General features: G+C 60.6%; 21 protein-coding genes and 1 other RNA gene. 10 read left to right on the top strand and 12 right to left on the bottom strand.

The annotated features are described in order from the left end of the window. Nucleotides 1-19 precede the first annotated feature (19 nt). Complete coding sequence (gene dctP / locus ACN0WV_RS14450; RefSeq protein WP_084353537.1) at nucleotides 20-1,117, bottom strand: TRAP transporter substrate-binding protein DctP; 1,098 nt, start codon at nucleotides 1,115-1,117, stop codon at nucleotides 20-22. Nucleotides 1,118-1,560: 443 nt separating this feature from the next. Further along, nucleotides 1,561-2,808 carry a DEAD/DEAH box helicase gene (locus tag ACN0WV_RS14445; protein WP_417606726.1) on the bottom strand — a complete coding sequence of 416 codons (1,248 nt, stop codon included), beginning with the start codon at nucleotides 2,806-2,808 and terminating at the stop codon, nucleotides 1,561-1,563. Between the two features lie 414 nt (nucleotides 2,809-3,222). Here ACN0WV_RS14445 and ACN0WV_RS14440 point away from each other — a divergent pair, with 414 nt between their 5' ends. The 3 genes from ACN0WV_RS14440 (at nucleotide 3,223) to eno (ending at nucleotide 6,053) form a co-directional block, all read left to right on the top strand. Further along, complete coding sequence (locus tag ACN0WV_RS14440) at nucleotides 3,223-3,645, top strand: Fur family transcriptional regulator (protein WP_417606725.1); 423 nt, start codon at nucleotides 3,223-3,225, stop codon at nucleotides 3,643-3,645. A gap of 113 nt (nucleotides 3,646-3,758) precedes the next feature. Beyond that, complete coding sequence (locus ACN0WV_RS14435) at nucleotides 3,759-4,655, top strand: DMT family transporter (RefSeq protein WP_417606724.1); 897 nt, start codon at nucleotides 3,759-3,761, stop codon at nucleotides 4,653-4,655. A gap of 123 nt (nucleotides 4,656-4,778) precedes the next feature. After that, nucleotides 4,779-6,053 carry a phosphopyruvate hydratase gene (gene eno / locus ACN0WV_RS14430; RefSeq protein ID WP_084353541.1) on the top strand — a complete coding sequence of 425 codons (1,275 nt, stop codon included), beginning with the start codon at nucleotides 4,779-4,781 and terminating at the stop codon, nucleotides 6,051-6,053. A gap of 655 nt (nucleotides 6,054-6,708) precedes the next feature. Here eno and ACN0WV_RS14425 read toward each other — a convergent pair. Then, nucleotides 6,709-8,049, bottom strand: a complete 1,341-nt coding sequence (locus ACN0WV_RS14425) for an 8-oxoguanine deaminase (RefSeq protein WP_417606722.1) — start codon at nucleotides 8,047-8,049, stop codon at nucleotides 6,709-6,711. Between the two features lie 128 nt (nucleotides 8,050-8,177). Beyond that, nucleotides 8,178-9,140 (bottom strand): NADPH:quinone oxidoreductase family protein, encoded by a 963-nt coding sequence (locus ACN0WV_RS14420; protein WP_417606720.1) that lies wholly within the window; start codon nucleotides 9,138-9,140, stop codon nucleotides 8,178-8,180. 282 nt (nucleotides 9,141-9,422) lie between these two features. On the opposite strand from ACN0WV_RS14420, the gene ACN0WV_RS14415 reads away from it, so the two are divergent. From ACN0WV_RS14415 to ACN0WV_RS14405, 3 genes are all read left to right on the top strand, one after another. Beyond that, complete coding sequence (locus tag ACN0WV_RS14415) at nucleotides 9,423-9,788, top strand: helix-turn-helix domain-containing protein (protein WP_417606718.1); 366 nt, start codon at nucleotides 9,423-9,425, stop codon at nucleotides 9,786-9,788. 53 nt (nucleotides 9,789-9,841) lie between these two features. Then, nucleotides 9,842-10,639: a histidinol-phosphatase gene (hisN, locus tag ACN0WV_RS14410; protein WP_417606716.1), complete on the top strand. Its 798-nt coding sequence runs from the start codon at nucleotides 9,842-9,844 to the stop codon at nucleotides 10,637-10,639. Between the two features lie 126 nt (nucleotides 10,640-10,765). Then, nucleotides 10,766-11,548: a Bax inhibitor-1/YccA family protein gene (locus ACN0WV_RS14405; RefSeq protein ID WP_084353546.1), complete on the top strand. Its 783-nt coding sequence runs from the start codon at nucleotides 10,766-10,768 to the stop codon at nucleotides 11,546-11,548. A 253-nt stretch (nucleotides 11,549-11,801) separates the two neighbouring features. Here the strand turns inward: ACN0WV_RS14405 and rpmG are convergent, their stop codons facing one another. Beyond that, on the bottom strand, nucleotides 11,802-11,969 hold the full coding sequence (gene rpmG / locus ACN0WV_RS14400; protein WP_084353547.1) for a 50S ribosomal protein L33: 168 nt from the start codon (nucleotides 11,967-11,969) through the stop codon (nucleotides 11,802-11,804). Nucleotides 11,970-12,442: 473 nt separating this feature from the next. Between rpmG and ACN0WV_RS14395 the strand changes: the two genes are divergently transcribed. After that, complete coding sequence (locus ACN0WV_RS14395) at nucleotides 12,443-12,754, top strand: YciI family protein (RefSeq protein ID WP_417606790.1); 312 nt, start codon at nucleotides 12,443-12,445, stop codon at nucleotides 12,752-12,754. Between the two features lie 142 nt (nucleotides 12,755-12,896). Here ACN0WV_RS14395 and rnpB read toward each other — a convergent pair. From rnpB to gatC, 5 genes are all read right to left on the bottom strand, one after another. Next, an RNA gene (rnpB, locus tag ACN0WV_RS14390) (RNase P RNA component class A) lies at nucleotides 12,897-13,318 on the bottom strand. A gap of 12 nt (nucleotides 13,319-13,330) precedes the next feature. Further along, nucleotides 13,331-14,074 carry an N-acetylmuramoyl-L-alanine amidase gene (locus ACN0WV_RS14385; protein WP_471869401.1) on the bottom strand — a complete coding sequence of 248 codons (744 nt, stop codon included), beginning with the start codon at nucleotides 14,072-14,074 and terminating at the stop codon, nucleotides 13,331-13,333. Further along, entirely contained in the window at nucleotides 14,032-14,730 is a 699-nt protein-coding gene (locus ACN0WV_RS14380; protein ID WP_417606712.1) for a hypothetical protein, read from the bottom strand. Before ACN0WV_RS14380 ends, ACN0WV_RS14385 begins: the two co-directional genes overlap by 43 nt. 36 nt (nucleotides 14,731-14,766) lie before the next feature. Continuing rightward, nucleotides 14,767-16,254 carry an Asp-tRNA(Asn)/Glu-tRNA(Gln) amidotransferase subunit GatA gene (gene gatA, locus ACN0WV_RS14375; RefSeq protein ID WP_417606710.1) on the bottom strand — a complete coding sequence of 496 codons (1,488 nt, stop codon included), beginning with the start codon at nucleotides 16,252-16,254 and terminating at the stop codon, nucleotides 14,767-14,769. Continuing rightward, a complete protein-coding gene (gene gatC / locus ACN0WV_RS14370; protein ID WP_417606708.1) occupies nucleotides 16,254-16,541 on the bottom strand; it encodes an Asp-tRNA(Asn)/Glu-tRNA(Gln) amidotransferase subunit GatC in 288 nt (95 codons plus the stop codon). The genes gatA and gatC overlap by 1 nt, the downstream gene beginning before the upstream one ends. A gap of 220 nt (nucleotides 16,542-16,761) precedes the next feature. Between gatC and ACN0WV_RS14365 the strand changes: the two genes are divergently transcribed. Together ACN0WV_RS14365 and ACN0WV_RS14360 are read left to right on the top strand one after the other, a co-directional pair. Then, nucleotides 16,762-17,454: a metal-dependent hydrolase gene (locus ACN0WV_RS14365; RefSeq protein WP_417606706.1), complete on the top strand. Its 693-nt coding sequence runs from the start codon at nucleotides 16,762-16,764 to the stop codon at nucleotides 17,452-17,454. 121 nt (nucleotides 17,455-17,575) lie between these two features. Then, complete coding sequence (locus ACN0WV_RS14360) at nucleotides 17,576-18,580, top strand: hypothetical protein (protein ID WP_417606704.1); 1,005 nt, start codon at nucleotides 17,576-17,578, stop codon at nucleotides 18,578-18,580. A 201-nt stretch (nucleotides 18,581-18,781) separates the two neighbouring features. Here the strand turns inward: ACN0WV_RS14360 and ACN0WV_RS14355 are convergent, their stop codons facing one another. Beyond that, nucleotides 18,782-19,357: a hypothetical protein gene (locus ACN0WV_RS14355; protein WP_417606702.1), complete on the bottom strand. Its 576-nt coding sequence runs from the start codon at nucleotides 19,355-19,357 to the stop codon at nucleotides 18,782-18,784. A 284-nt stretch (nucleotides 19,358-19,641) separates the two neighbouring features. Here ACN0WV_RS14355 and ACN0WV_RS14350 point away from each other — a divergent pair, with 284 nt between their 5' ends. Next, nucleotides 19,642-20,934, top strand: coding sequence for an O-acetylhomoserine aminocarboxypropyltransferase/cysteine synthase family protein (locus tag ACN0WV_RS14350; protein ID WP_084353554.1), 1,293 nt, complete (start codon nucleotides 19,642-19,644; stop codon nucleotides 20,932-20,934). A gap of 210 nt (nucleotides 20,935-21,144) precedes the next feature. Here ACN0WV_RS14350 and ACN0WV_RS14345 read toward each other — a convergent pair whose 3' ends face one another. After that, complete coding sequence (locus tag ACN0WV_RS14345; RefSeq protein ID WP_417606700.1) at nucleotides 21,145-21,822, bottom strand: SIMPL domain-containing protein; 678 nt, start codon at nucleotides 21,820-21,822, stop codon at nucleotides 21,145-21,147. Between the last annotated feature and the right edge of the window lie 173 nt (nucleotides 21,823-21,995).

Genomic DNA, 21,995 nt, shown 5'->3' with positions numbered 1-21,995 from the left:
CAAAGACATGTTCAAACGGTCAGAGCTTCAGCTCTAGCCCCTCGGTCAGCGCCGGATCCACATAGCCAAGCGATCCGGACTGCATGTACTTTAGCTGGATGTCGAATATCCGTGCCGCCTGCGGATCACGGTTGGCGTAGTCGAACCAGATTGGCACGGCGACTTCGGTCATCAACTCCACATCGTCCTGAGACAGGCGGGTCACTTCGGTACCATCGGCCTCGAATTTGGCCCATGCTTCCTGATCGGCAGCCTGGATGGCGGCGTGATGCATGTCTGAATAGACGTGGGTTTCCATTTCGACGAATTGCTTCATCTCTGGCGACAGCGCCTCCCACGCGGCCTGCCCCACGGTGATGTCCATGATGTCGACGGGCTGGTAGAGCGACATGAAACCGGGCGGTCCCATGACGATGTAATCGGTGACCTGGCTGAAGCCGAGCGCGTAGTTCACCGCGGGCCCCACATAATCGGCCACGTCGATCGTGCCTTTTTCCAGCGCCGGGAAAATCTCGGACCCCGGCAGAACCGTGGTCTCGGCGCCGATGGCGGTGAAGATCTCGGCGACCATGCCGCCCGGCAGGCGCATCTTGCGGCCCGCGAAATCGTCAATCGACCGGATCGGCACCTTGGAGTGGATGATGTTTGGGCCGTGATGCACGGGACCGACGAAATGCATGCCCTGCGCCGCGTAAAGTTCGCGCGCAATGTCGATGCCACCGAGGCCATAGTAAAACACATCAAATTCATGCGGGTTGCGCAGGCCCAGAGGGATGGAGGTCAGAAACGTCGCGGCCGGAATGATGCCTTGCGCGTAGATGGTGAAAGGATTCACCGCATCCAGAACACCGTTCTTGACCGCATCGAAAAGCTGAAAATCGCCGACCACGTCGTTTGCACCGAAGGGTTGAAACGCCAATTCGCCACCGGTCTTGTCGGCGATAGAGGCGCACCAGTCCTTGAATATCTGAAGACCAGCGCCACCGGGCCAGCTTGTCTGGATTTTCCAGGTCGTGCCATGAGACGCTGCCGTGGCAATATGCGGAGCGGCGAGCACCGTCGCACCTGCGCCCGCAAAAGCCCGCAACGCATTGCGCCGAGTGGTGATCTTGTTCATGTTTTTGTCCTCCCTTACATGCGCCGAGGGCCATTTTTTACAGATGGCTCATCCCGACATGCCCTAGGTTAGCGGCAACGGTCTAAATTGGTAAAGTTATTTCTCCACCTCATTGCAAGTTTATCCGCACCCGCATTCAAGAACATTCATCTTCCATTCTCTCGGCCACGACATGTCAGTGAGGGTCAAGCGTTTGACAAAAAATGTATTTTTAATCGATCATTTCCCGGTCGCCCGACACCGGGTAACTGACAGCGTCGATCTAGCAAACCGTCGGGCCAGCGCGCCTTGGCACTATTGCCGACACCGGACATATGAACTGAATCCTATCGCTGTCAAAGCAGGGAATGATCCTTCGGCAAATTACCGGCGTGCAAAAGAAATGCGCTGCCGGGAGTTCATCCCCGGCAGCGCAGCATTTTTAGGTCAGGCAGCCTACAGGTTCAGGCAGCGCGACGGCGTTGACGACCGCCACCATTGCCACCGTTCCCCCCACCGCCACCGCCGGAACGGCGACGACGCTGGTTGGAATTTGGCTTGGGTTTCTCACCGCGGACAGGCTCCCACGGGCGGCCAGACGCCACGGGAATTGTCAGCTTCATAATTTTCTGGATCGCCTTCAATTCGCCCATCTCGTCCGGGGCGCAGAAGGCCACCGCGCGGCCTGAGGCCCCGGCCCGCGCAGTCCGGCCAATACGGTGGACATAATTGTCGGGCACGTTCGGCAGATCGAAGTTGTAGACATGGCGCACAGCCGGAATATCCAAACCACGAGCCGCAACATCAGTGGCCACAAGCACCTTGATCTTGCCATCGCGGAACGATTGAAGCGCGCGATCGCGCTGTCCCTGGCTTTTGTTGCCGTGGATCGCAGCCGCCGAATAGCCTGCCTTGTCCAGCGTCTTCAGCAGCCGGTCGGCACCGTGTTTGGTGCGGGTAAAGACCAGCGCCAGTTCTTCGCGGTGGACATCCAACTGTTCCACAAGGAAAGACGGCTTTTCGGCCTTTGCAACGAAGTGAATGCACTGTTCGATCTTGTCAGCAGCCTTGCCCGGAGGCGAAACCTGCACCTTGACCGGATTGGTCAGGTAGCCCGCTGACAGCTCTTCCATCTGTTTCGGCATCGTGGCCGAAAACAACATGGATTGACGCTGTTTGGACAGGTGGGGCGTAATCCGGCGCAAAGCATGGATAAAGCCCATGTCCAGCATCTGGTCAGCCTCGTCCAGCACCAGAAAACGTGCCTTGGACAGATCCAACGCGCGGCGGTCCAAAAGGTCGATCAGGCGGCCCGGCGTGGCAATCAGCAGGTCGGTGCCGCGCGCCAGACGGTTGATCTGCGCGTTGATTGACGCACCACCGACAACGATGTTCACCTTGATGGGTGTACCATCTGTCAGGGTTTTCAGGGTGGCGGCGATCTGGTTGACCAGTTCGCGGGTCGGGGCCAACACCAGTCCGCGCACGGTTTTGGGTGCAGGCTTGCCCGGCTCTGCCAACATTGCGGTGACCAGCGGCAGGCCGAAAGCGGCGGTCTTGCCGGTGCCTGTCTGGGCAAGGCCCATCACGTCGCGGCCTTTCAGCGCCTCGGGGATCGCGCCGGCCTGGATCGGCGTAGGCGTATCCAGCCCAAGATCGGAAAGTCGTTTCAGCAGTTGGGCCGGCAGGCCCATTGATTCAAAAGTCGTCAAGGAAAATCCTTCTCTGGCCACGCGACATGCGCAGCCGTGGTCGGGCACGCATTGGCACCCTCATGGTGGTCGGAGAAAAAACCGGCGGCCGGGCCGATTGCCCGCCTGCCCTTCAACTCCGCTGCCCCATGCGTGATCGTGGAAGCATTCCCGTTACTCCGATCAGGGGCACCAACAAGGGGCGCGGCCCGTCCTGCTCACGCGGCAGGGAGTAGCGTTGGCATGCATATGCGCTGGCAGGCCCCTAAAGTCAACCCGGCCTCCCACGTCACGTCCTGACCGTGACCTGCCTTCCACCCGGCCCGCCTTTACCCCGACAGGCCGACGAAAGGTCGCGCCGCAATGTCAAATTTAGGCTTGGCCCATGGCGGAGGTATTCGTTAAACGTCGAGGCCACGAAACCGGAGACCGCGGATGGCCGACACGATCATCGAACGCTGCGAGGCCAAGGGCCTGCGCATGACCGACCAGCGCAGGACCATTGCGCAGGTGCTGGAAGAAGCGACCGATCATCCGGACGTCGAGGAACTGTACGCGCGCGCCAGCGCACGCGACGCCGCAATCTCGATCGCGACGGTCTATCGCACGGTGAAGCTGTTCGAAGAGGCCGGCATTCTGGAGCGGCTGGAATTCGGCGATGGTCGCGCCCGGTACGAAGACGCAGAGCGCGAACACCATGACCATCTGATCGACATGCAGTCCGGCGAAGTGATCGAATTCGTCGACCCCGAGATCGAGGCGCTTCAGGAAAAGATCGCGGAAAAGCTGGGCTACCGGCTGAAAGGCCACCGGATGGAGCTTTATGGCGTGCCCATCACCCCGCGCCCCCGCCGCTGACCCTGTGCTCTGACGCAGGTTGGTCTGTGCGCTCAACAACACTGGTCATTCGCGGGACGCTGAATTAGGTCCAAACCAGCCGCACCCATAAACCAACAGGAAAAGAGCCCGCCATGCCTCTGCGCGCGATCATGCTGATGGTTCTGGGGATGGCCTTCCTAGCGCTCAGCGACATGTTCATCAAGCTGGCAGCCGCACGGATACCGGTGGGTCAGGTCATGGTGATGCTCAGCCTCGGCGGCACGACGGTCTTTTATATTGTCGCGCGCATACAACGCGTCCCGATCTTCACCAAAACAGCGCTGCAAAAGCTTGTTATGATGCGCAACGGAATGGAGATGATGGGCGGTCTGGGCATGGTGCTGGGTATTGCACTGGTGCCGCTTTCGCTGGTCGCGGTCATCATGCAGGCCACGCCTTTGCTGGTCACGTTGGGCGCGGCGCTGCTGCTGCATGAGCCGGTAGGCTGGCGGCGTTGGGCGGCCATTTTCGTGGGTCTGCTGGGCATGTTGCTGGTCGTGCGGCCGGGTTTTGAGGGCTTCGCGCCTGCGACGCTTTTCGTTGTTATGGGCGTCGTGGGACTGGCGATGCGCGATCTGGTAACGCGCATGGCACCTGTCCACATCCCCTCCATCGCGCTGTCCACATGGGGGTTCGGCGCGACCATTCCCGTGGGTGCCTTGCTGTTGCTGATCCAGGGCGATGTCCCGGTAATTGACGTCATGGCGCTGGCACAGGTTGGCGGTGCGGTGCTGGTCACGACCTCCGGATACTACGCCGTGACGGCGGCAATGCGTCTGGCACCTGCCTCGACCGTTGCGCCGTTCCGCTATTCGCGGCTGGTCTTCACCATGAGCGTCGGCATCCTGATTTTCGGCGATATGCCCGACACCCTGACCCTGATCGGGGCTGCGATCATCATTACATCGGGGCTTTACTCTTTCCTGCGCGAACGGCGGCTGGCCAGAGATGCCTTGATCGAGGCGCGGATAACCTCGCAAATGCCCTGACTGCCTGTGAAGGCTGTTCCGGCACACATGCAAGCAAGAGGTTAGCGCTAACGGTCGCAGTTTACTTTCCCCAACGAGATGCTATGACTGCCCCGAAGTTCCATTCAGGCCGAGGACGCCCCAATGAGCACCATTATCGACATTCACGCCCGCGAAATCCTTGACAGCCGGGGCAATCCGACCGTCGAGGTCGACGTCATCCTTGAGGACGGCACACTTGGCCGCGCCGCCGTGCCATCAGGTGCCTCGACCGGCGTACACGAAGCGGTGGAGCGCCGTGACGGCGACAAGGCCCGCTACATGGGCAAAGGCGTGCTGGAGGCCGTGGCCGCCGTCAATGGCGAGATTGCCGATGCGCTGGTCGGCATTGACGCGACCGAGCAGGTTGCCATCGACTCCGCGATGATCGAGCTGGACGGCACCGATAACAAAGGTCGTCTGGGCGCGAATGCGATCCTCGGCGTCAGCCTCGCCGCAGCCCATGCCGCAGCCGATTTCACCGGCCAGCCGCTGTTCCGCTATATCGGCGGCACCTCGGCCCGCGTCCTGCCCGTTCCGATGATGAACATCATCAATGGCGGCGAACATGCCGACAACCCGATCGACATTCAGGAATTCATGATCATGCCGGTCTCGGCCAGCAACATCCGCGAAGCGGTGCGCATGGGGTCCGAAGTGTTCCACACTCTGAAAAAAGAGCTGTCCGCCGCTGGTCACAACACCGGGATCGGCGACGAGGGCGGCTTTGCGCCGGGCCTCAACTCCACCCGCGATGCGCTTGATTTCATTCTCAAAGCCATCGAGAAAGCGGGCTTCAAGGCGGGCGAGGACATGTATCTTGCCCTCGATTGCGCGGCGACCGAATATTACAAGGACGGCGCCTATCACATGAAGGGCGAAAACGCGGTTCTGTCATCCGATGAAAACGTCGCCTACCTTCAGGCGCTGGTCAACGACTACCCGATCATCTCGATCGAGGATGGCATGGCAGAGGATGACTGGGACGGCTGGCGCGCCCTGACAGAAGTGCTGGGCGAGAAAGTGCAATTGGTCGGCGACGATCTGTTCGTGACCAACCCTGCCCGGCTGGCCATGGGGATCGAGCAAGGCTGCGCCAACTCCATGCTGGTCAAGGTCAACCAGATCGGCACCCTGACAGAAACGCTGAAAGCCGTCGAAATGGCCCATCGCGCACGGTTTACCAACGTGATGAGCCACCGTTCCGGCGAGACCGAAGATGCCACCATCGCCGACCTCGCTGTCGCGACCAATTGCGGCCAGATCAAGACCGGCTCTCTTTCGCGTTCCGACCGTCTTGCGAAATACAACCAGCTGATCCGTATCGAGGAAATGCTGGGCGTAACCGCCGAATTTGCAGGCCGTTCTGTCCTGAAATAACCGGCGTTGCGTCGGCGCATGACAAAGGCCCCGTCCCGATCGGGGAGCCATTCCGAAGTTTAGAACACGGGCGACAGGAAACTGTCGCCCGCTTTCCGTTTCAGCCCGCCACGGGTCTTGACGTTTTGTCCATATCTGCGTGCCGTGAAACAGCCACAGTTGGTAGATCAGGCAGGTGAGGACGGTCGTCCCGCCGACGGTCTCGCTTCTTCCGGGTGGCTGTGTCGGGGGCATTCTCCCGTCCCGGCGATTGCTTCTTTTGCCCGTCATCGCCCGCTTGGGTCATGGGGGTCGGCATGGCACACTTGCACCGATGGCGATGGGCGTGTCGCCAAGCATATGCAGCGGCGATTTCGATTCCGTCCGCCTGCTGCAGGCCTTGCATGATTTTCGCAGCACCAACCTCACCGCTGTGGCAACGCAATACCGGATGACGCGTAATTCCGGCGAGGCCAGGAATTTCACCTACGTCTTTGACAAGACGCCCGTCACCGACGAGCCGATCTGCTCGGAAATCGCGACCTATGTTGATCAAGTTTTTGGCACCGAGATGCGTTTGATTTACGGCACGACGGAAATTGGCGTCACTATCGCCAACCGTCCCGGATTCTTGGGAAGAACGATCGCCAGACTCTACGCCGTCTTTGCCGCGCGATCACGCGCTCTCTGCCAGCGCCCGCGCCAGCCGGGTCTGCTGAGTGATGACGTCTTGCAGGTCAATCGTCACCACATGACCGTCCCGCACCACTTGTCGTCCTTCGACGAAGAGATCGCGCACCTGCATTGGACCCGCCAATAACAGCGCGGCCCTGTCCCAGCTTCCTGCGCTTTCGATGCCGCCAATATCCCAAAGTGCTAGGTCCGCACGCTTGCCCACGGCCACCTGACCGCAATCGTCTCGGCCCAGAACTTCGGCCCCGCCTCGGGTGGCAATATAGAGCGCCTCGCGCGCGCTCATTGCATCTGCGCCGCGCGACACCCGTTGGAGCAACATCACCTGTCGCGCCTCTGCCACAAGGTTCCCCGCATCATTGGAGGCGGATCCGTCCACGCCAAGCCCGACACGCACCCCGGCATCGCGCATCGCGCGCACGGGTGCGATGCCCGACCCCAATCGGCAATTGGAGCAAGGGCAGTGCGCAACACCGGTGCGGCTGCGCGCGAAGAGATCAATCTCTTGTGCGTCCAGCTTCACGCAATGGGCGTGCCACACATCCGCGCCGGTCCACCCCAGCTCTTCGGCATATTGCCCCGGTCGGCAGCCGAACTGCGCTTGCGAATAGGCAATGTCCTCGTCGTTCTCGGCCAGATGAGTGTGCAGCATCACCCCCTTGTCGCGGGCCAGAAGCGCCGCGTCGCGCATCAACTCACGGCTCACCGAGAAAGGCGAGCAAGGTGCCACGCCAACGCGGATCATCGCCCCTTCGGCCGGATCGTGGAACGCATCAATCACACGGACCGCGTCGCGCAGGATTTCGTCTTCGCGTTCCACCAGACTGTCGGGGGGAAGGCCGCCCGCGCTTTCGCCGATGCTCATCGCGCCGCGCGTCGGATGAAACCGCAGGCCGATTTCTCTGGCTGCATCAATCGTATCATCCAGCCGCGACCCGTTCGGATAGAGGTAAAGGTGGTCCGAGGTCATCGTGCAGCCCGACAAGGCCAGTTCCGCCAGCCCCGTCAGAGCCGAGACGCGCATATGGTCCGGCGTGAACCCTGCCCAGATCGGGTAGAGCGTCTTCAGCCACCCGAACAGCAGCGCATCTTGCGCACCGGGGACAGCACGGGTCAGCGTCTGGTAAAGATGGTGATGCGTGTTGACGAGACCGGGGGTGACCAGCGCACCGGTAGCGTCCACGATCTCGCCAGTCGTTTGCAAGCCCTGGCCAATGGCCGCGATTACCCCATCGCGCAGCAGGATGTCGCAGCCGCTCAATTCGCGGGCCTCGTCATCCATGGTCAGCACATGGGCACAATTGCGGATCAGTATTTCTGTCATCTGTTACAGTCCTCCTGAAGTGTCAGTCCCTTTCGGAGAACGCATTGGACCGACGACAGAAAGGGCAAGGACTCGACCGGTGCGCCTCAGCTTACCCCGGTCCAGCCGATGTGGGAAGGCCCCGCGACCTATCCGATCTCGATCACGACCTTTCCGGTGGAGCGCCTGTAGCGCAGCAGATCCATTCCCTCAGCCGCGCTGGAAAGTGGCAGCAAATGGCTGACATGCGGATGAATGCGCCCCTCCTCATACCAGCGCAGCAGTTCCGCCAGACTGTCGGTGATCACCTCGGGGCGGAATGCCATATACCCTCCCCAATAGAGCCCCATCACCGAAATATTCTTGACCAGCAGATGATTGGCCGGGATCTGGGGAACATCGCCGCTGGCAAAGCCGATGGGCAGGATCCGCGCCTCGGGGTTGCAGGCCCTGAAGGCGGCCTTGAACAGATCCCCGCCGACCGGATCATAGACCACATCCGCACCGCCAAGCGCCTTGACCTCGGCGCGCAGATCCGCCGTTTCGGTGTCGATCAGGTGATCAGTCCCCATATCGCGGGCGATCTGCAACTTGTCGGCTCCGCGCGCGCAGGCAATGACCTTGGCCCCCATCAGCTTGCCGATCTCAACCGCCGTCAGGCCAACGCCGCCGGCAGCGCCCAGCACCAGCAGTGTCTCCCCCGCTTGCAGACGCGCCCGGTGCGACAGCGCAACATGGCTTGTGCCATAGGCAATCTGAAAGGCCGCAGCTTCGGCAAATGGCATAGCGTCGGGCAAATTCACCGCACGGGCAGCCGGGAAGCAGCCGTATTCAGCCAGCCCGCCATGACCGCCAAATACCGCGACGCGGGTGCCCGGCTGGAACCCGTCCACCCCCGCGCCCACGGCATCCACCTCGCCCGCGACCTCCATTCCTGGCACGAAGGGCAGCGCGGGCGTGTCCTGATAAGTCCCCTTCTGCATCAGAAGGTCTGCAAAATTCAGCCCGCAAGCCGCAATCCTGACCCGAATCTCGCTCGGCCCCGGCTCTGGCAGGGGCAGATCTGCCATCTGGGCGGGCGTTTGATGTGATGTAACCTGATATCCAAGCATGCAAACTCCTTTGTTGGGGCAATTACGCGACAAAAATACTTAATTTGTCAAACTGTTGTGCTGCCTACATGAATCCAAAAGATGACTTTACGTCACGCAAGTCTAGATTGCGTAAGATTAACCTGTTATACCTGTGATGGATCAAAATGCCTTGCTACTTAACATTTTCGAAGATAAGTAATGACATGCTGTAGGGGTGCGCGGCTGTTGCAATAGAAAGAGCCGTTTCGCGGCTTCTCTCAATATGTTGTGACATTGGTAATAGTGACGAAGGAAAATCGTATGACGCACCCTGTAGATGTTCATGTTGGCAAGCGTATCCGACACCGCCGCTGGCTTGTCGGCATGACGCAGCAGCAGCTTGCCGAACGTGTGGGAATCAAATTCCAGCAAATCCAGAAATATGAAACCGGTGCCAACCGGGTCAGTGCCTCCCGGCTTTGGGACATCGCCGATGCGCTTGAGGTTCCAGTCAGCTTTTTCTTCGAAGGGCTGGAAACCACCGAAACCGAGTCGAACGAGTCCGCACCTGCCGACATCCTCGGCGACAAGGAGGCTTTGGATCTGGTACGCAGCTACTACGCGATCCCGGAAAACCAACGCCGTCGCTTGTTCGAGTTGGCGCGGGTTCTGTCCGACGTCGCTTGAGCCATCGACCGGGCTGAGGTAGCTAAAGGCGGATCACATCTGCCGGAGGGACCATGGCCGGATATTCCGACGAAGCGATACAAGAATTCAGACGGGTGGCTTTCGCGTTGGCGGATGCCGCCCGTTCCGCGATTCTGCCGCATTTCCGCAGCGCATCACTGAGCGCCGACAACAAACTTGCCGCAGGTTTCGACCCTGTGACCATCGCTGATCAGGCGGCCGAGGATGCAATGCGCGATGTGCTGTCCAAGATGCGGCCAGACGATGCCGTTCTGGGCGAAGAATTCGGCGAGATGCCCGGCACGTCCGGCCTGACATGGGTGCTAGATCCTATTGACGGCACACGCGGGTTTCTGTCGGGCACCCCCACCTGGGGCGTTCTGATCGCTCTGGCAGACGAAACCGGCCCGATCCTGGGCGTCATCGACCAGCCCTATATCGGCGAAAGGTTTCATGGCGGGTTCGGCGCGGCGGAATGCATCGGGCCACAGGGCACACGCCGTCTGGCCTGCCGCGCCGCCCGTGACCTGTCCGAAGCCATCGTTTTCACCACATTTCCCGAGATTGGCACTGATGCGGAACGCGGGGCGTTCCAGCGGGTGGCCTCCACCGCCCGGCTGACGCGCTACGGCATGGATTGCTATGCCTATGCGCTGGTCGCCGCCGGCCAGGTGGATCTGGTGATCGAGGCCGGGCTGAACCCCTATGACATTCAGGCACCGATCGCCGTGATCGAAGCCGCAGGCGGCATTGTCACCGACTGGCAAGGCAACCCTGCCCATAATGGCGGTTGCGCGCTGGCGGCCGCCAATCCGGAAATTCACGCCGCGGCACTGGCGCTGTTGGGTTAACCTCTTTGCTGACCGATATTGGGCAAAGCGTCTCATTGGCCTTGAAAAAAGTTGCTTCTGCTCCGATATTAACGGCAATGGCCGGAGAGTGTCTTCGGTCGCCCTGTTCTTCATTCGGAGGCTTCAATGGCTGAATACAACACAATCCGGACAGGTGCGGCAGGCGCTCGCACAGCCCAGATTGACGAGGGTCTTCGCGCCCATATGAACAAGGTCTACGGCACGATGTCCGTCGGCATGTTCATCACCTTCCTCGCCGCTTGGGCGATTGCAGGCCTTGCTGTGACCACGGATCCCAGCGTGACGGGCATCCAGATCGGCACGGACAAGTTTCTCACGGGTCTTGGGCAGGCAGTCTATGCATCCCCGCTGAAATGGGTGATCATGTTCGCCCCGCTGGCGTTTATTTTCTTCGGCATCGGTGCGGCGATGAAACGTCTCTCCGCAGCGGGCGTGCAGCTTGTCTTTTACGCATTCGCGGCGCTGATGGGTCTTTCGCTCAGCTCGATCTTCCTTGTGTTCACCGGCTACTCGATCATTCAGGTGTTCCTTGTGACCGCGATTTCCTTCGCGGGGCTTAGCCTTTGGGGCTACACCACCAAGAAGGACATCTCGGGCTGGGGGTCGTTCCTGATCATGGGCGTGATCGGCCTGATCGTCGCCTCGATCGTCAATATCTTTCTGGCATCCTCGGCAATCGCTTTCGCCGTATCGGTGCTGGGTGTGCTGATCTTCGCAGGCCTGACGGCTTACGACACGCAGAACATCAAGAACACCTATCTGGCGCATGCCCAGGGTGGTGACAGCGAGTGGCTTGGCAAGGCGGCCATCATGGGCGCACTGAGCCTATATCTCGACTTCATCAACATGTTCATGTTCCTGTTGCAGTTGATGGGCAATCGCGAATAACCCATCTCTTCAAGACTGACAGACATGACCCCGCCGGACCCATCGTCCGGCGGGGTTTTTCGTCCGATATGACAGCGTAAACCAGCACTCTCGCTAGATCGCAGTGCGATCTCTTGGACGTTGAGACGCATTCAAGCTCAGACAGGCCCAACGCCTACTCACCCTCGTCCGGAACGAAAAAACCGCGCCAGCCTTGGGGGCTGCGCGGTCTTGGCCGTAGCTGCCACCCGAACCGGGCAGCGGGTGCAAGATCTTACTTGATCTTGCCTTCCTTGTACTCGACATGCTTGCGCACAACCGGGTCGTACTTACGAACGGCCATTTTTTCGGTCATCGTACGCGCATTTTTCTTGGTCACATAGAAGTGGCCCGTGCCTGCGGTCGAGTTCAGGCGGATTTTGATTGTGGTAGGCTTCGCCATGGGTCGTCTCCTGCACCGGGCGCGGATGCGTCCCGTGAATATCCTAGAAGCCGCCTTTTACTGCGACACGCGCCCGAGTCAACCAGTTAGCCGGGTATCTCATCGAAAAAACCCTGTTTTCCTGTTAGTTGATCCAAAACTGCGCGCCACGCGACCAGTTTAGTTGTCCGACTTAGCGTTTGCGTCAGCCATTGGTTCGAAGGGAGCCGCTGAAAGGTCCGACCTGGCGAATGTTTCTGGACCTGCGCTTGTGCCCCTTGCTTGGCGGTTGGCATGAACGGAACCACGCGCACGGCACCTAAAACCATGCTATGATCTCGCTGGACGCGCTGGACGAAGATCGCACACGGCTTGTGCTACCCCACGAATGGCTGGAACCCGCCCTCGGCGCGGCTTGTCGGGTGCCGGTGGCACAGGCCCTGCAAAGCACCCATCCCGGCCCTCGGGCCTTTTACATAAAGGAAGGAAATTTCATGCCAAACTTCATCTTTGCATATCACGGTGGCAAAATGCCCGAGACGGAAGAAGAAGGTGCGGCCGCGATGGCCGCCTGGGAAGAGTGGTACAAGGACATGGGCGATGCGGTGGCCGATCCCGGAAATCCGGTGGGCATGTCCATGACAGTGTCCTCGGGCAGTGTTGACGACAATGGAGGGTCGAACCCGCTTTCGGGCTACACCATTGTCACGGCCGACAGCCCGGAGGCGGCCTGCGAGATGGCCAAGGGCTGCCCGATGCTGAAGGATGGCGGCACCGTCGAAGTGGCCCCCATCATCGAGATGTGATCCACACGGCCCATTCCTGTGGCCGGGGTGGCCATACGAGAACAGCGCGATTGGCCAGAACAAGGCGGCCCCAAGGCGGCCCTGTCACCGGCAAGAACGACACATGGCCTTGGGGCAGCGGTGGATGGTTTCGTGGTCAAATTTGCGCGGAGGGCCTGTAAGCCGGATTCTGTTCCCCCGGGGCCGAAACCCTGGGTTCGATGACCATTCCTCTACGGCGCCTGTTGCCAGACGCCTTTAGCTGCCAACCCGGACCTCTGGGCTGAAGCAGCCCTGCGGTGATGTCGGTTGCCCGATCACCCCGCCCGAGGTCCCTATTCGGCATTGCTCCCGGTGGGGCTTGCCATGCGGCGCGTGTTGCCACGCCCCCGGTGCGCTCTTACCGCACCGTTTCACCCTTACCCGTCATAATCTCCTTTGGCGTACCTCCGGTATGACAGGCGGTCTGTTTTCTGTGGCGCTTTCCGTCAGGTTGCCCTGCCCGGGCGTTACCCGGCACCGTTGCCTCAGGGAGTCCGGACTTTCCTCGGAACATTGCTGCCCCGCGGCCATCCGACCCTCCGCGCAAGCGATCTGTTAGGCGTTGCGTGGCACCGGGTCAACGGGATAGTCACGCGCGAGTTTCAAAGCCAGCGCGCTGTCGGCCCGCGACGCGGGCCCCGTGGCGGCAGGACGATAGCGCAGCCGAAACGCGGCCAGCTTCGTCGTCATATCCGCGTCGGACGTATAGCCGATTGCTTCAAGCGTCTTGCCCAGATCGTCAAGCTCGGCCGGGGTGTCGTCGCCCTCAGCATCCAAATCGCTATCCGGCCAAACTGCGAAGCCCCGCAGCGCCAGCCGCCGCCAGTCAAAGCGCGGACCGGGATCTATCTTGCGGCCGGGGGCAAGGTCGGAATGGCCGATGACGCGCTCTGGCGGCACCTGCCAGCGCGCCGTGATGCCACGCAGCAAATCCTCCAGCGCGGCCATCTGCGGCTCTGGGAAAGGCTCTGCGCCGGTATTGGCAAGCTCTATGCCGACAGAGCGGGAATTCACATCCGACACGCAGCCCCAGGCCCCTGCCCCGGCATGCCAGGCGCGCATCTCTTCATCCACCAGTTGCCAGACCGTGCCGCACCGCGAAATCACATAATGCGCAGAAACCTCGGCCTGCGGATTGCACAACCAGTCCCGCGCCTCTTGGGCGCTGGTCATCGCGGTATAGTGAATCACCACCATATCCGGCCGGGCACCATCGCGCCGCGGCCCGAAATTGGGCGAAGGATGCAACAGCGGGTTCAGTTGACCGCGCGCACCGTGCGGAACGGTGCGGGGTCCCAGGCGCAGGCATAGCCGTCGCCATCAGGGTCAAGTCCCTTGCGGTCCTTCTGCGGGCCGCCGTTGGCGAGGAAATCCTCTTGCGCCAGATCTGCCGAATCAAACCGCGCACAGTTGCGCTGGAACTTCGATTGGGCGTTAAAGCCAGACCGGCTGAAGATCGGCGTCCCCTTGGGGTTGGACGTCCGCAGCGCGTATTCGACAATATTGGGCCCGCTGGACCCGCTGCGCGTCGGCAGCGCGGTGGGCTGCACGACCTCGTATTGCGCGCGGTTGCGTGCGATGAGGGCTGCGTCACTTTCAATGCTGCGCTCGCCCGACACGGCATTGAAGTCGTTCTCGTCGGAAATGCCCGCCGCGTTCGACACAACCTGGGGCGCTGCGTTGGTGGGCGACGCGTTGATCGGCGCCACGCCGGAATTTTGTTCGGCATCATCGGACAGGGCCGCTCGGGCGGCGTCTATCGGATCTGGCGCGCCGTCGGTGATCGGCCCCTGACTGACGGCCGAGACCGGCGGGATGGAACTTCCCTCCAAGGCGACATCGCGTCGGGCGCGATCTTCGTAATTTTCAAAACCGGCTCCCGCGCCGCTATCTGGAATCCCAGGCTGGCAAGCGCCAAGCACAACCAGCGCCAGACCACTAAGTAAAAGCCGCATTTTGTATCCTGTCATCGGTTCACCGGGTTCCTGCGTCTACCACCATTTTCCGGGTTTTGCCATAAATCCTGCCGCAGCCTCCAGCGCGTAGGCGGTATTAAGCAGATCGCCCTCCTCCCACGGACGGCCAATCAGTTGCAGCCCCATCGGCAACCCCTGCTTGTCCTGCCCCGTCGGCACCGAGATCCCCGGCAGTCCGGCAAGGTTCACGGTCACGGTGAACACATCGTTAAGATACATCTGCACCGGATCGGCCTCGGCCATCTCACCCAGACCAAAGGCCGCGGACGGCGTGGCCGGCGTCAGGATCGCGTCGATCCCGGCGGCAAAGACATCCTCGAAATCCTTCTTGATCAGCGTACGGACCTTGCGGGCGCGGTTGTAATAGGCGTCGTAGAAGCCCGCCGACAGCACATAGGTGCCGACCATGACCCGGCGCTGCACCTCTGGGCCGAACCCTTCTGCACGCGTTTTCTCGTACATCTCGGTAATGCCGTCTCCCTGCGCCAGCGTCGCGCGGTGGCCGTAACGCACCCCGTCATACCGCGCGAGATTCGAGGATGCCTCGGCCGGGGCGATCACATAATAGGCGGGCAGCGCGTATTTCGTATGCGGCAGCGAAATATCAAGGATTTCCGCCCCCGCATCGCGCAGCATGTCAGCGCCATCGGCCCACAGCTTTTCAATCTCTGACGGCATGCCCTCCATCCGGTATTCCGCCGGAATGCCGATCTTCTTGCCCTTGATGTCACCGGTCAGCATCGCCTCGAAATCCGGCACTTGCAGATCGGCAGAGGTGCTGTCCTTGGGGTCGTGCCCAGCCATCGTGCCTAGTACAATCGCCGCATCACGCACCGATTTGGTCATCGGCCCCGCCTGATCCAGCGAGGACGCAAACGCCACGATCCCCCAGCGAGAGCAGCGCCCGTAGGTCGGCTTGATCCCGACAGTGCCGGTAAAGGCCGCTGGCTGACGGATCGAGCCGCCAGTATCCGTACCCGTCGCCGCCAGACACAGATCCGCCGCAACAGCGCTTGCAGAGCCGCCCGAAGAGCCGCCCGGCGTCAGCGCCGTGTCGTCATTGCCGCGCCGCCATGGGTTCACGGCATTGCCATAGCACGAGGTTTCGTTGCTGCTGCCCATGGCGAATTCGTCCATGTTCAGTTTGCCCAGCATGACCGCGCCCGCATCGAAGAGCTGGCCCGACACGGTAGATTCGTATTCCGGCTTGAAGCCTTCAAGGATGCGGCTGCCGGCCTGACTTGCCACGCCTTTTGTGCAGAAAAGATCCTTGATCCCCATCGGGATGCCGCACATATCGGGCGCATCCCCCGCCTTGATCCGTGCATCCGCCGCACCGGCCTGTTCCAGCGCCAGTTCGGGCGTTTTGTGCACAAACGCGCCAAGCGCATCGGCCCCCTCGATGGCCGTGATGCAGGCCTGGGTCAGTTCAACGCTGGTCACATCGCCTGCGCGCATCGCGTCGCGGGCCTCGGCAACCGTCAGTTTTGTCAGATCGTTCATTATTCCACCACCTTCGGCACCGCAAAGAAGCCTTCGCGCGCATCGGGCGCGTTTGCCAGAACCTTGTCCTGCTGGTTGCCATCGGTCACGCCATCCTGACGTCGCGCCAAACGCATCGGGGTGACGGAAACCATCGGCTCTACGCCGTCCACATCCACCTCGTTCAGCTGCTCGATGAAGCCGAGGATGGTGTTGAACTCGCCCGCCAGTGCGGGCAGCGCGTCGTCTTCCACTTTGATGCGCGCCAGTTTGGCCACACGCGCGGCGGTCTCAAGGTCAATCGACATGGAAAGCCTCCCGGTTACAGGTCAGGCCTGCATTTACCGCCCACATGGACGCCCTGCAAGCAGATGCCGCATATGTCCCATGCATTTAGTCATCCTGCCCGTCCGCGCCGCCTGTTCTTTCGGGACGTGCCTTGAAAAAATCAAGCGGTATACCGGACGGCTGGACCCCCGCACGAACCGTGTTAGGGTTCGGGAAACGCGGCAAAACTGGAGAGAACACATGAAGATCATATGGCTTGGGCACGGGTCTTTTCGCTTCGAGATCGGCGGGCTGACGCTGCTGCTGGATCCGTGGCTGACCGGCAATCCGATGCTGAGCGAGGATCAGCACGACGCGGCCACAGAAGGTGCCACGCATATTCTGCTGACCCACGGGCATTTCGATCACGTCACGGATGTCCTGCCCTTATCGCGCAAACTGGGCGTGCCGGTCGTGGGGCAATTTGATCTGATGAACCACTGGGCCGAAAAGGAAGGCGTCGAGACCGTCGGCTTCAACAAGGGCGGAACTGTCGATCTGGGCGGCGTGAAGGTGACGATGGTCCATGCCGTGCATTCCTCGACCTTTGGAACGGAGGATGGGCTGCGCGTGGCGGGCACCGAATGCGGTTTCATGATCGAAGGCGAGGGCCACACGATCTATGCCTCCGGTGACACGGATGTGATGGCGGATATGAAAATCTTCAACGACCTGCACCAGCCCGACATCGGCATTCTGTCAGCGGGCGGACATTTCACCATGGACATGAAGCGCGCCGCCTATGCGGCAAAGACGTTTTTCGACTTCAAGACAGTGATCCCCTGTCACTACCGCACCTTCCCCATATTGGAGCAAAGCGCCGAGGTGCTGGTAGAGGCGCTGCCCGATGCCAAGGTGATCGAGCCGCAAGTTCTGAAAGCGATCGAGATCTGACATCACTCGGACAACCCCGACCTGAATGATCTGAGCAAAATCCGTCCACGTTGCACCGCAGGGAATACACCCTATAGTGCCGGCAAAACCTAAAAAGCACAGAGCGAACGGACGCCCGAACATGGCCACGCGCGAGGGGCAGGATCAGACCGTCAATATTCTGATCGTCGGTCAATCCGGGCGGTTGCAATACGAGTCGCTGCTCTTTGCGGCTTCGCTGCTGGACGGCCCGAACACCCTGCCCCACAGGTTGATTGTCGCAGAGCCGCAGCCCGGCCCGCTTTGGCCGAATGATCCGAGGATCAAACAATCCGAAGTCCGCGATCTGCTGGAAGAGATGGGGGCAGAGATACGCCCTTTTGAGAGCCTGCATTTTGGCCGGGACTATCCTTACGGCAACAAGATCGAGGCGCTGTCGGTGCTGCCAGAAGGTGAGCCGTTTGTGTTTTTCGACACGGATACGCTGATCCACGGCGATCCGGGCTCCGTGCCATTCGATTTCGACCGTCCAGGCGCGTCTTTGCGCCGTGAAGGGACGTGGCCGAAGATAGAGCTGTACGGTCCGGGCTATACCGAGATCTGGCGCGCGCTTTACGACCGGTTCGGGTTGGATTTCGAAAGCTCTCTGGACCGCAGCCAGCCGGATGAATACTGGCGGCGCTACCTCTACTTCAACGCCGGTTTTTTCTATTATCGCTGCCCGCGTGTCTTCGGGCAGCGTTTTCTGGACTACGCGCTGGAGATCCGCGACGCGCCGCCCGCGCCACTGGTTTGCCAGTCCTTTGATCCGTGGCTGGATCAGATCGCGTTGCCGCTGGTCATTCATTCGCTGGGGGGCGGTCGCGACAGTCTGCCAGAGGGGTATCTGGATGGTGAGGTGTCCTGCCATTATCGCGTCCTGCCGCTGCTTTACGCCCGCGAATCCGACCGCGTGATCGAGGTGTTGGAGCGGATATGCGCCCCCAATCGCCTGAAAAAGGTTCTCAAGCAATACGAGCCCATCAAGCGCATCGTCTATCAAGGGCGCGGCCGGAAGGTTCGTGCGCTGTTTGACCAGAACAACCTGCCGGCCCGCGAACAAATGATCCGCAATCAGATCAAGCGCGAAGGTTTCTGGATGCGCTGACCCGCTGACCCGCTGACCCGGCCGGGCATTGCCCTGGTCGATCTACCATGCTGATCTGATGCGCCCAATGTGTCGGCGTTCATCACCAGATAGGAGCCGCAAGTTCGATTGTCAGACAGCCATATTTGTCCGCTCCCGACAGACCCGGCTGGGCGAAAGGGCATCTCCGGACGCCCTTTGAATTATTGTTACTTTTGACCGCTATGCAGCTTTTTCCAGCAACGTGTAGGTCGAGATCACCTCGCCCGCGATCTGGGCGCGAACGACCCGACCAGTCTCGGACTTCTTGCCTCGTGCGCCGACTGCCTTCTTGATGAGTCGCCCCAATTGCTGGTTCAGCGGCGCTTGCGCGCGGGCGGATTTGCCATCTGCATCTGCGCCAATGGCGATATTATAAAGCTCCGCATATGCAGCGTCCTGACTTGCCGAACGCATAACCGTCAGGATGAAGTGCTCGTCAAACTGGCCCGCTGCGTCGATCATGCGCGCCAATTCCACAGTATGGTCGATGACGGCGCGCTTCGCGCGCAACCGCTCTGCCAGTGCATTCCCCGGCTCTGCGTTCTCAAGCACATGGTTCTCCAAGACCTTTTGCATCAGATGGCCAAGATCCACGCCTTGTTTCTTGGCTTCATCGGCAAAAAGTTGACGCACCTCGGGTTCCAGGCTGAATGAAACTTTGGTGGCCTGAGCGATCCGCTTCAGCCGACGTTTGCGTTTGTTGGCAACGTCTGAACCGTCTGTTGGGGACGTAACCGCTTCTTCATTGATTTCCATGACAGGATCTCCGAATCAACATACAGAGACAGTATGTCTGGGGTCAGCAGCCCGTCAACGAAACAACCCCGAATCCAGCCGCAATGTCCGCGCAAGTTTAAACAAAACCATGGCAAGAATCTGACAGGTGCAGGTGTCGCCGGTCACACGCAATAGACCCCCGGGGTTCACCGCGCGTCCCGGAGCCGATCCAGGCAGTCGGCTCTTGGTGCTCACAGATATTGTGTGCGCTCGGTGGATACCTTAGGCATTTCGAGGACAATTCAACGAGGGAGAACAGCTCAATGACAGATGCCCCGAATTACGGCTTCGAAACTCTGCAAATTCATGCGGGTGCGCGGCCCGACCCGGCCACTGGTGCGCGGCAGGTGCCGATCTACCAGACCACGGCCTATGTGTTCCGTGACGCAGATCACGCGGCGGCGCTCTTCAACCTGCAGGAAGTGGGCTATATCTATTCCCGCCTGACCAACCCGACCGTCGCCGCGCTACAAGAGCGGGTCGCGACCCTGGAAGGCGGCGCAGGCGCGGTGTGCTGCTCCTCGGGTCATGCCGCACAGATCATGGCGTTGTTCCCGCTGATGGGACCGGGCCTGAATGTCGTGGTCTCCACGCGTCTTTACGGCGGTTCGATTACTCAGTTCAGCCAAACGATCAAGCGTTTCGGCTGGTCAGCAAAATTCGTGGATTTCGACGATCTTGATGCCGTCTCCGCAGCAATTGACGACGATACCCGTGCCATTTTCTGCGAATCCATTGCCAATCCCGGCGGCTACATCACCGATCTGGATGCCATCGCCAAGATCAGCAATGCGGCGGGTTTGCCACTGATCGTCGATAACACCTCGGCAACGCCCTACCTGTGCCGCCCGATCGAACACGGTGCCACTTTGGTCGTGCATTCGATGACAAAGTACCTGACCGGAAACGGCACCGTCACCGGCGGCTGCATCGTCGATTCGGGCAAGTTCGACTGGTCCGCATCGGGCAAATTTCCGTCGCTCTCCGATCCGGAACCAGCCTATCACGGCCTGAAATTCCACGAAACCTTCGGGCCGCTGGCGTTCACCTTCCACGGCATAGCCATCGGCCTGCGCGATCTGGGCATGACGCTTAACCCTCAGGCCGCGCATTACACGCTGATGGGGATCGAAACGCTGTCTCTGCGCATGGAGCGCCATGTCGAGAATGCCGAAAAGGTCGCCGGCTGGCTAGAGACTCAGGACAGCGTGGAAAGCGTTACCTATGCAGGTCTGAAATCCTCGCCCTATCACGACCGGGTGGAGCGGATCTGTCCCAAGGGTGCGGGCGGGTTGTTCACGATCCAGTTGAAGGGCGGTTATGACGCCTGCATCAAATTTGTCGACAGTCTGGAGATCTTCAGCCACGTCGCCAACCTGGGCGATACGCGAAGCCTGGTGATCCACGCTGCCTCGACGACCCATCGGCAACTGTCCGATGAGCAGCTGACGGCCGCAGGTGCCGGACTGGATGTGGTGCGTATCTCGATCGGCATCGAAGATGCGGACGACCTGATTGCGGATCTGTCGCAAGCCTTGGAAAAAGCGACGGCCTGAAACCGCGGGCGCGCGGGTTGGATACAGCCCGCGCGCCCGTTCGTTCAAAGGAAAAGTCGGAAATTCCCGTGCCGGGCTTGACCCGGCACCTCTTGTTCCGCGGCATCTTTTGTTCATCGACGCCGCAAGGGCCCCTGACATAGAACGGGACCCATGCATGTCCCCGCGAGTCAAAACATCGCGGAACCGCACAGGAGGAAGGTCGCTGATCTATTCCGCGATCTCATAGACAATCTGCACGTCGGCCGAGACGTCCAACTCTCCGGCGGCAACGGGCACAGACCCGCGCGCCATCGACATTTCCGCCATATACGGGCCCGGCGATCCTCCCCCGCGTTCAACAAGCGACTGTACCGCCCCAAGGGTGACACCCGCGGCCTTGGCATAGAGTTCCGCCTTTGCACGCGCATCGGCCACTGCAAGTTGCCGCGCCTCATCCATCAAAGGACGCGGCTCCTGCAAACCAAAGCTCAGCCCGTCCAACGTATTCGCCCCGTCCGATACGACGGCGTCCAGCACCTCGCCCAGCCGGTCGAGATCGCGCAACCTGACCGTCACGCCATTTGACGCCGCATAGCCTACGATGCCCGGAGTTTCCGCAGTCCCTTCGCGGTAGTTCTGCCGCAAGGGCGACAGCGACAACCCGGATGTCTGGATATCGCGCGCCTCGATTCCCGCCTCGCCCAACCGATCCAGAATGCGCTGCGTGATGTCAGAGGTTTGGCGCAGTGCTTCGCCGGCCTCTTTGGCCTCTGCCGCAGCACCAAGCCTTAGCGTCGCCATATCGGGAGCAGCCGCCACACGCCCTTCGCCCGTGACCGTGATCTGTCGTAGCGCAGTCTCCTGTGCCGTCGCCATGCTGCCCGCGAGCAGCACTGCCGTAGTCACCCATGCAAGAAATCGCATTCTCTTTACCTCTTCAGAATTGGTGTCTCGCGGCGGATATTCTATACGGCGCGCGCCCGCTGCAACCTCTGTCTTTCTTGTCTCGGCAAAGAGTTGCCCCCATATAGAAAAGGTCGGAGCAAAGACTCCCAAACCCACCCGAGCAGTGATAAAAA

The organism is Primorskyibacter flagellatus (assembly GCF_048268605.1).
Lineage (GTDB): Bacteria > Pseudomonadota > Alphaproteobacteria > Rhodobacterales > Rhodobacteraceae > Primorskyibacter > Primorskyibacter flagellatus.
This window is presented reverse-complemented; position numbering and strand designations above follow the sequence as displayed.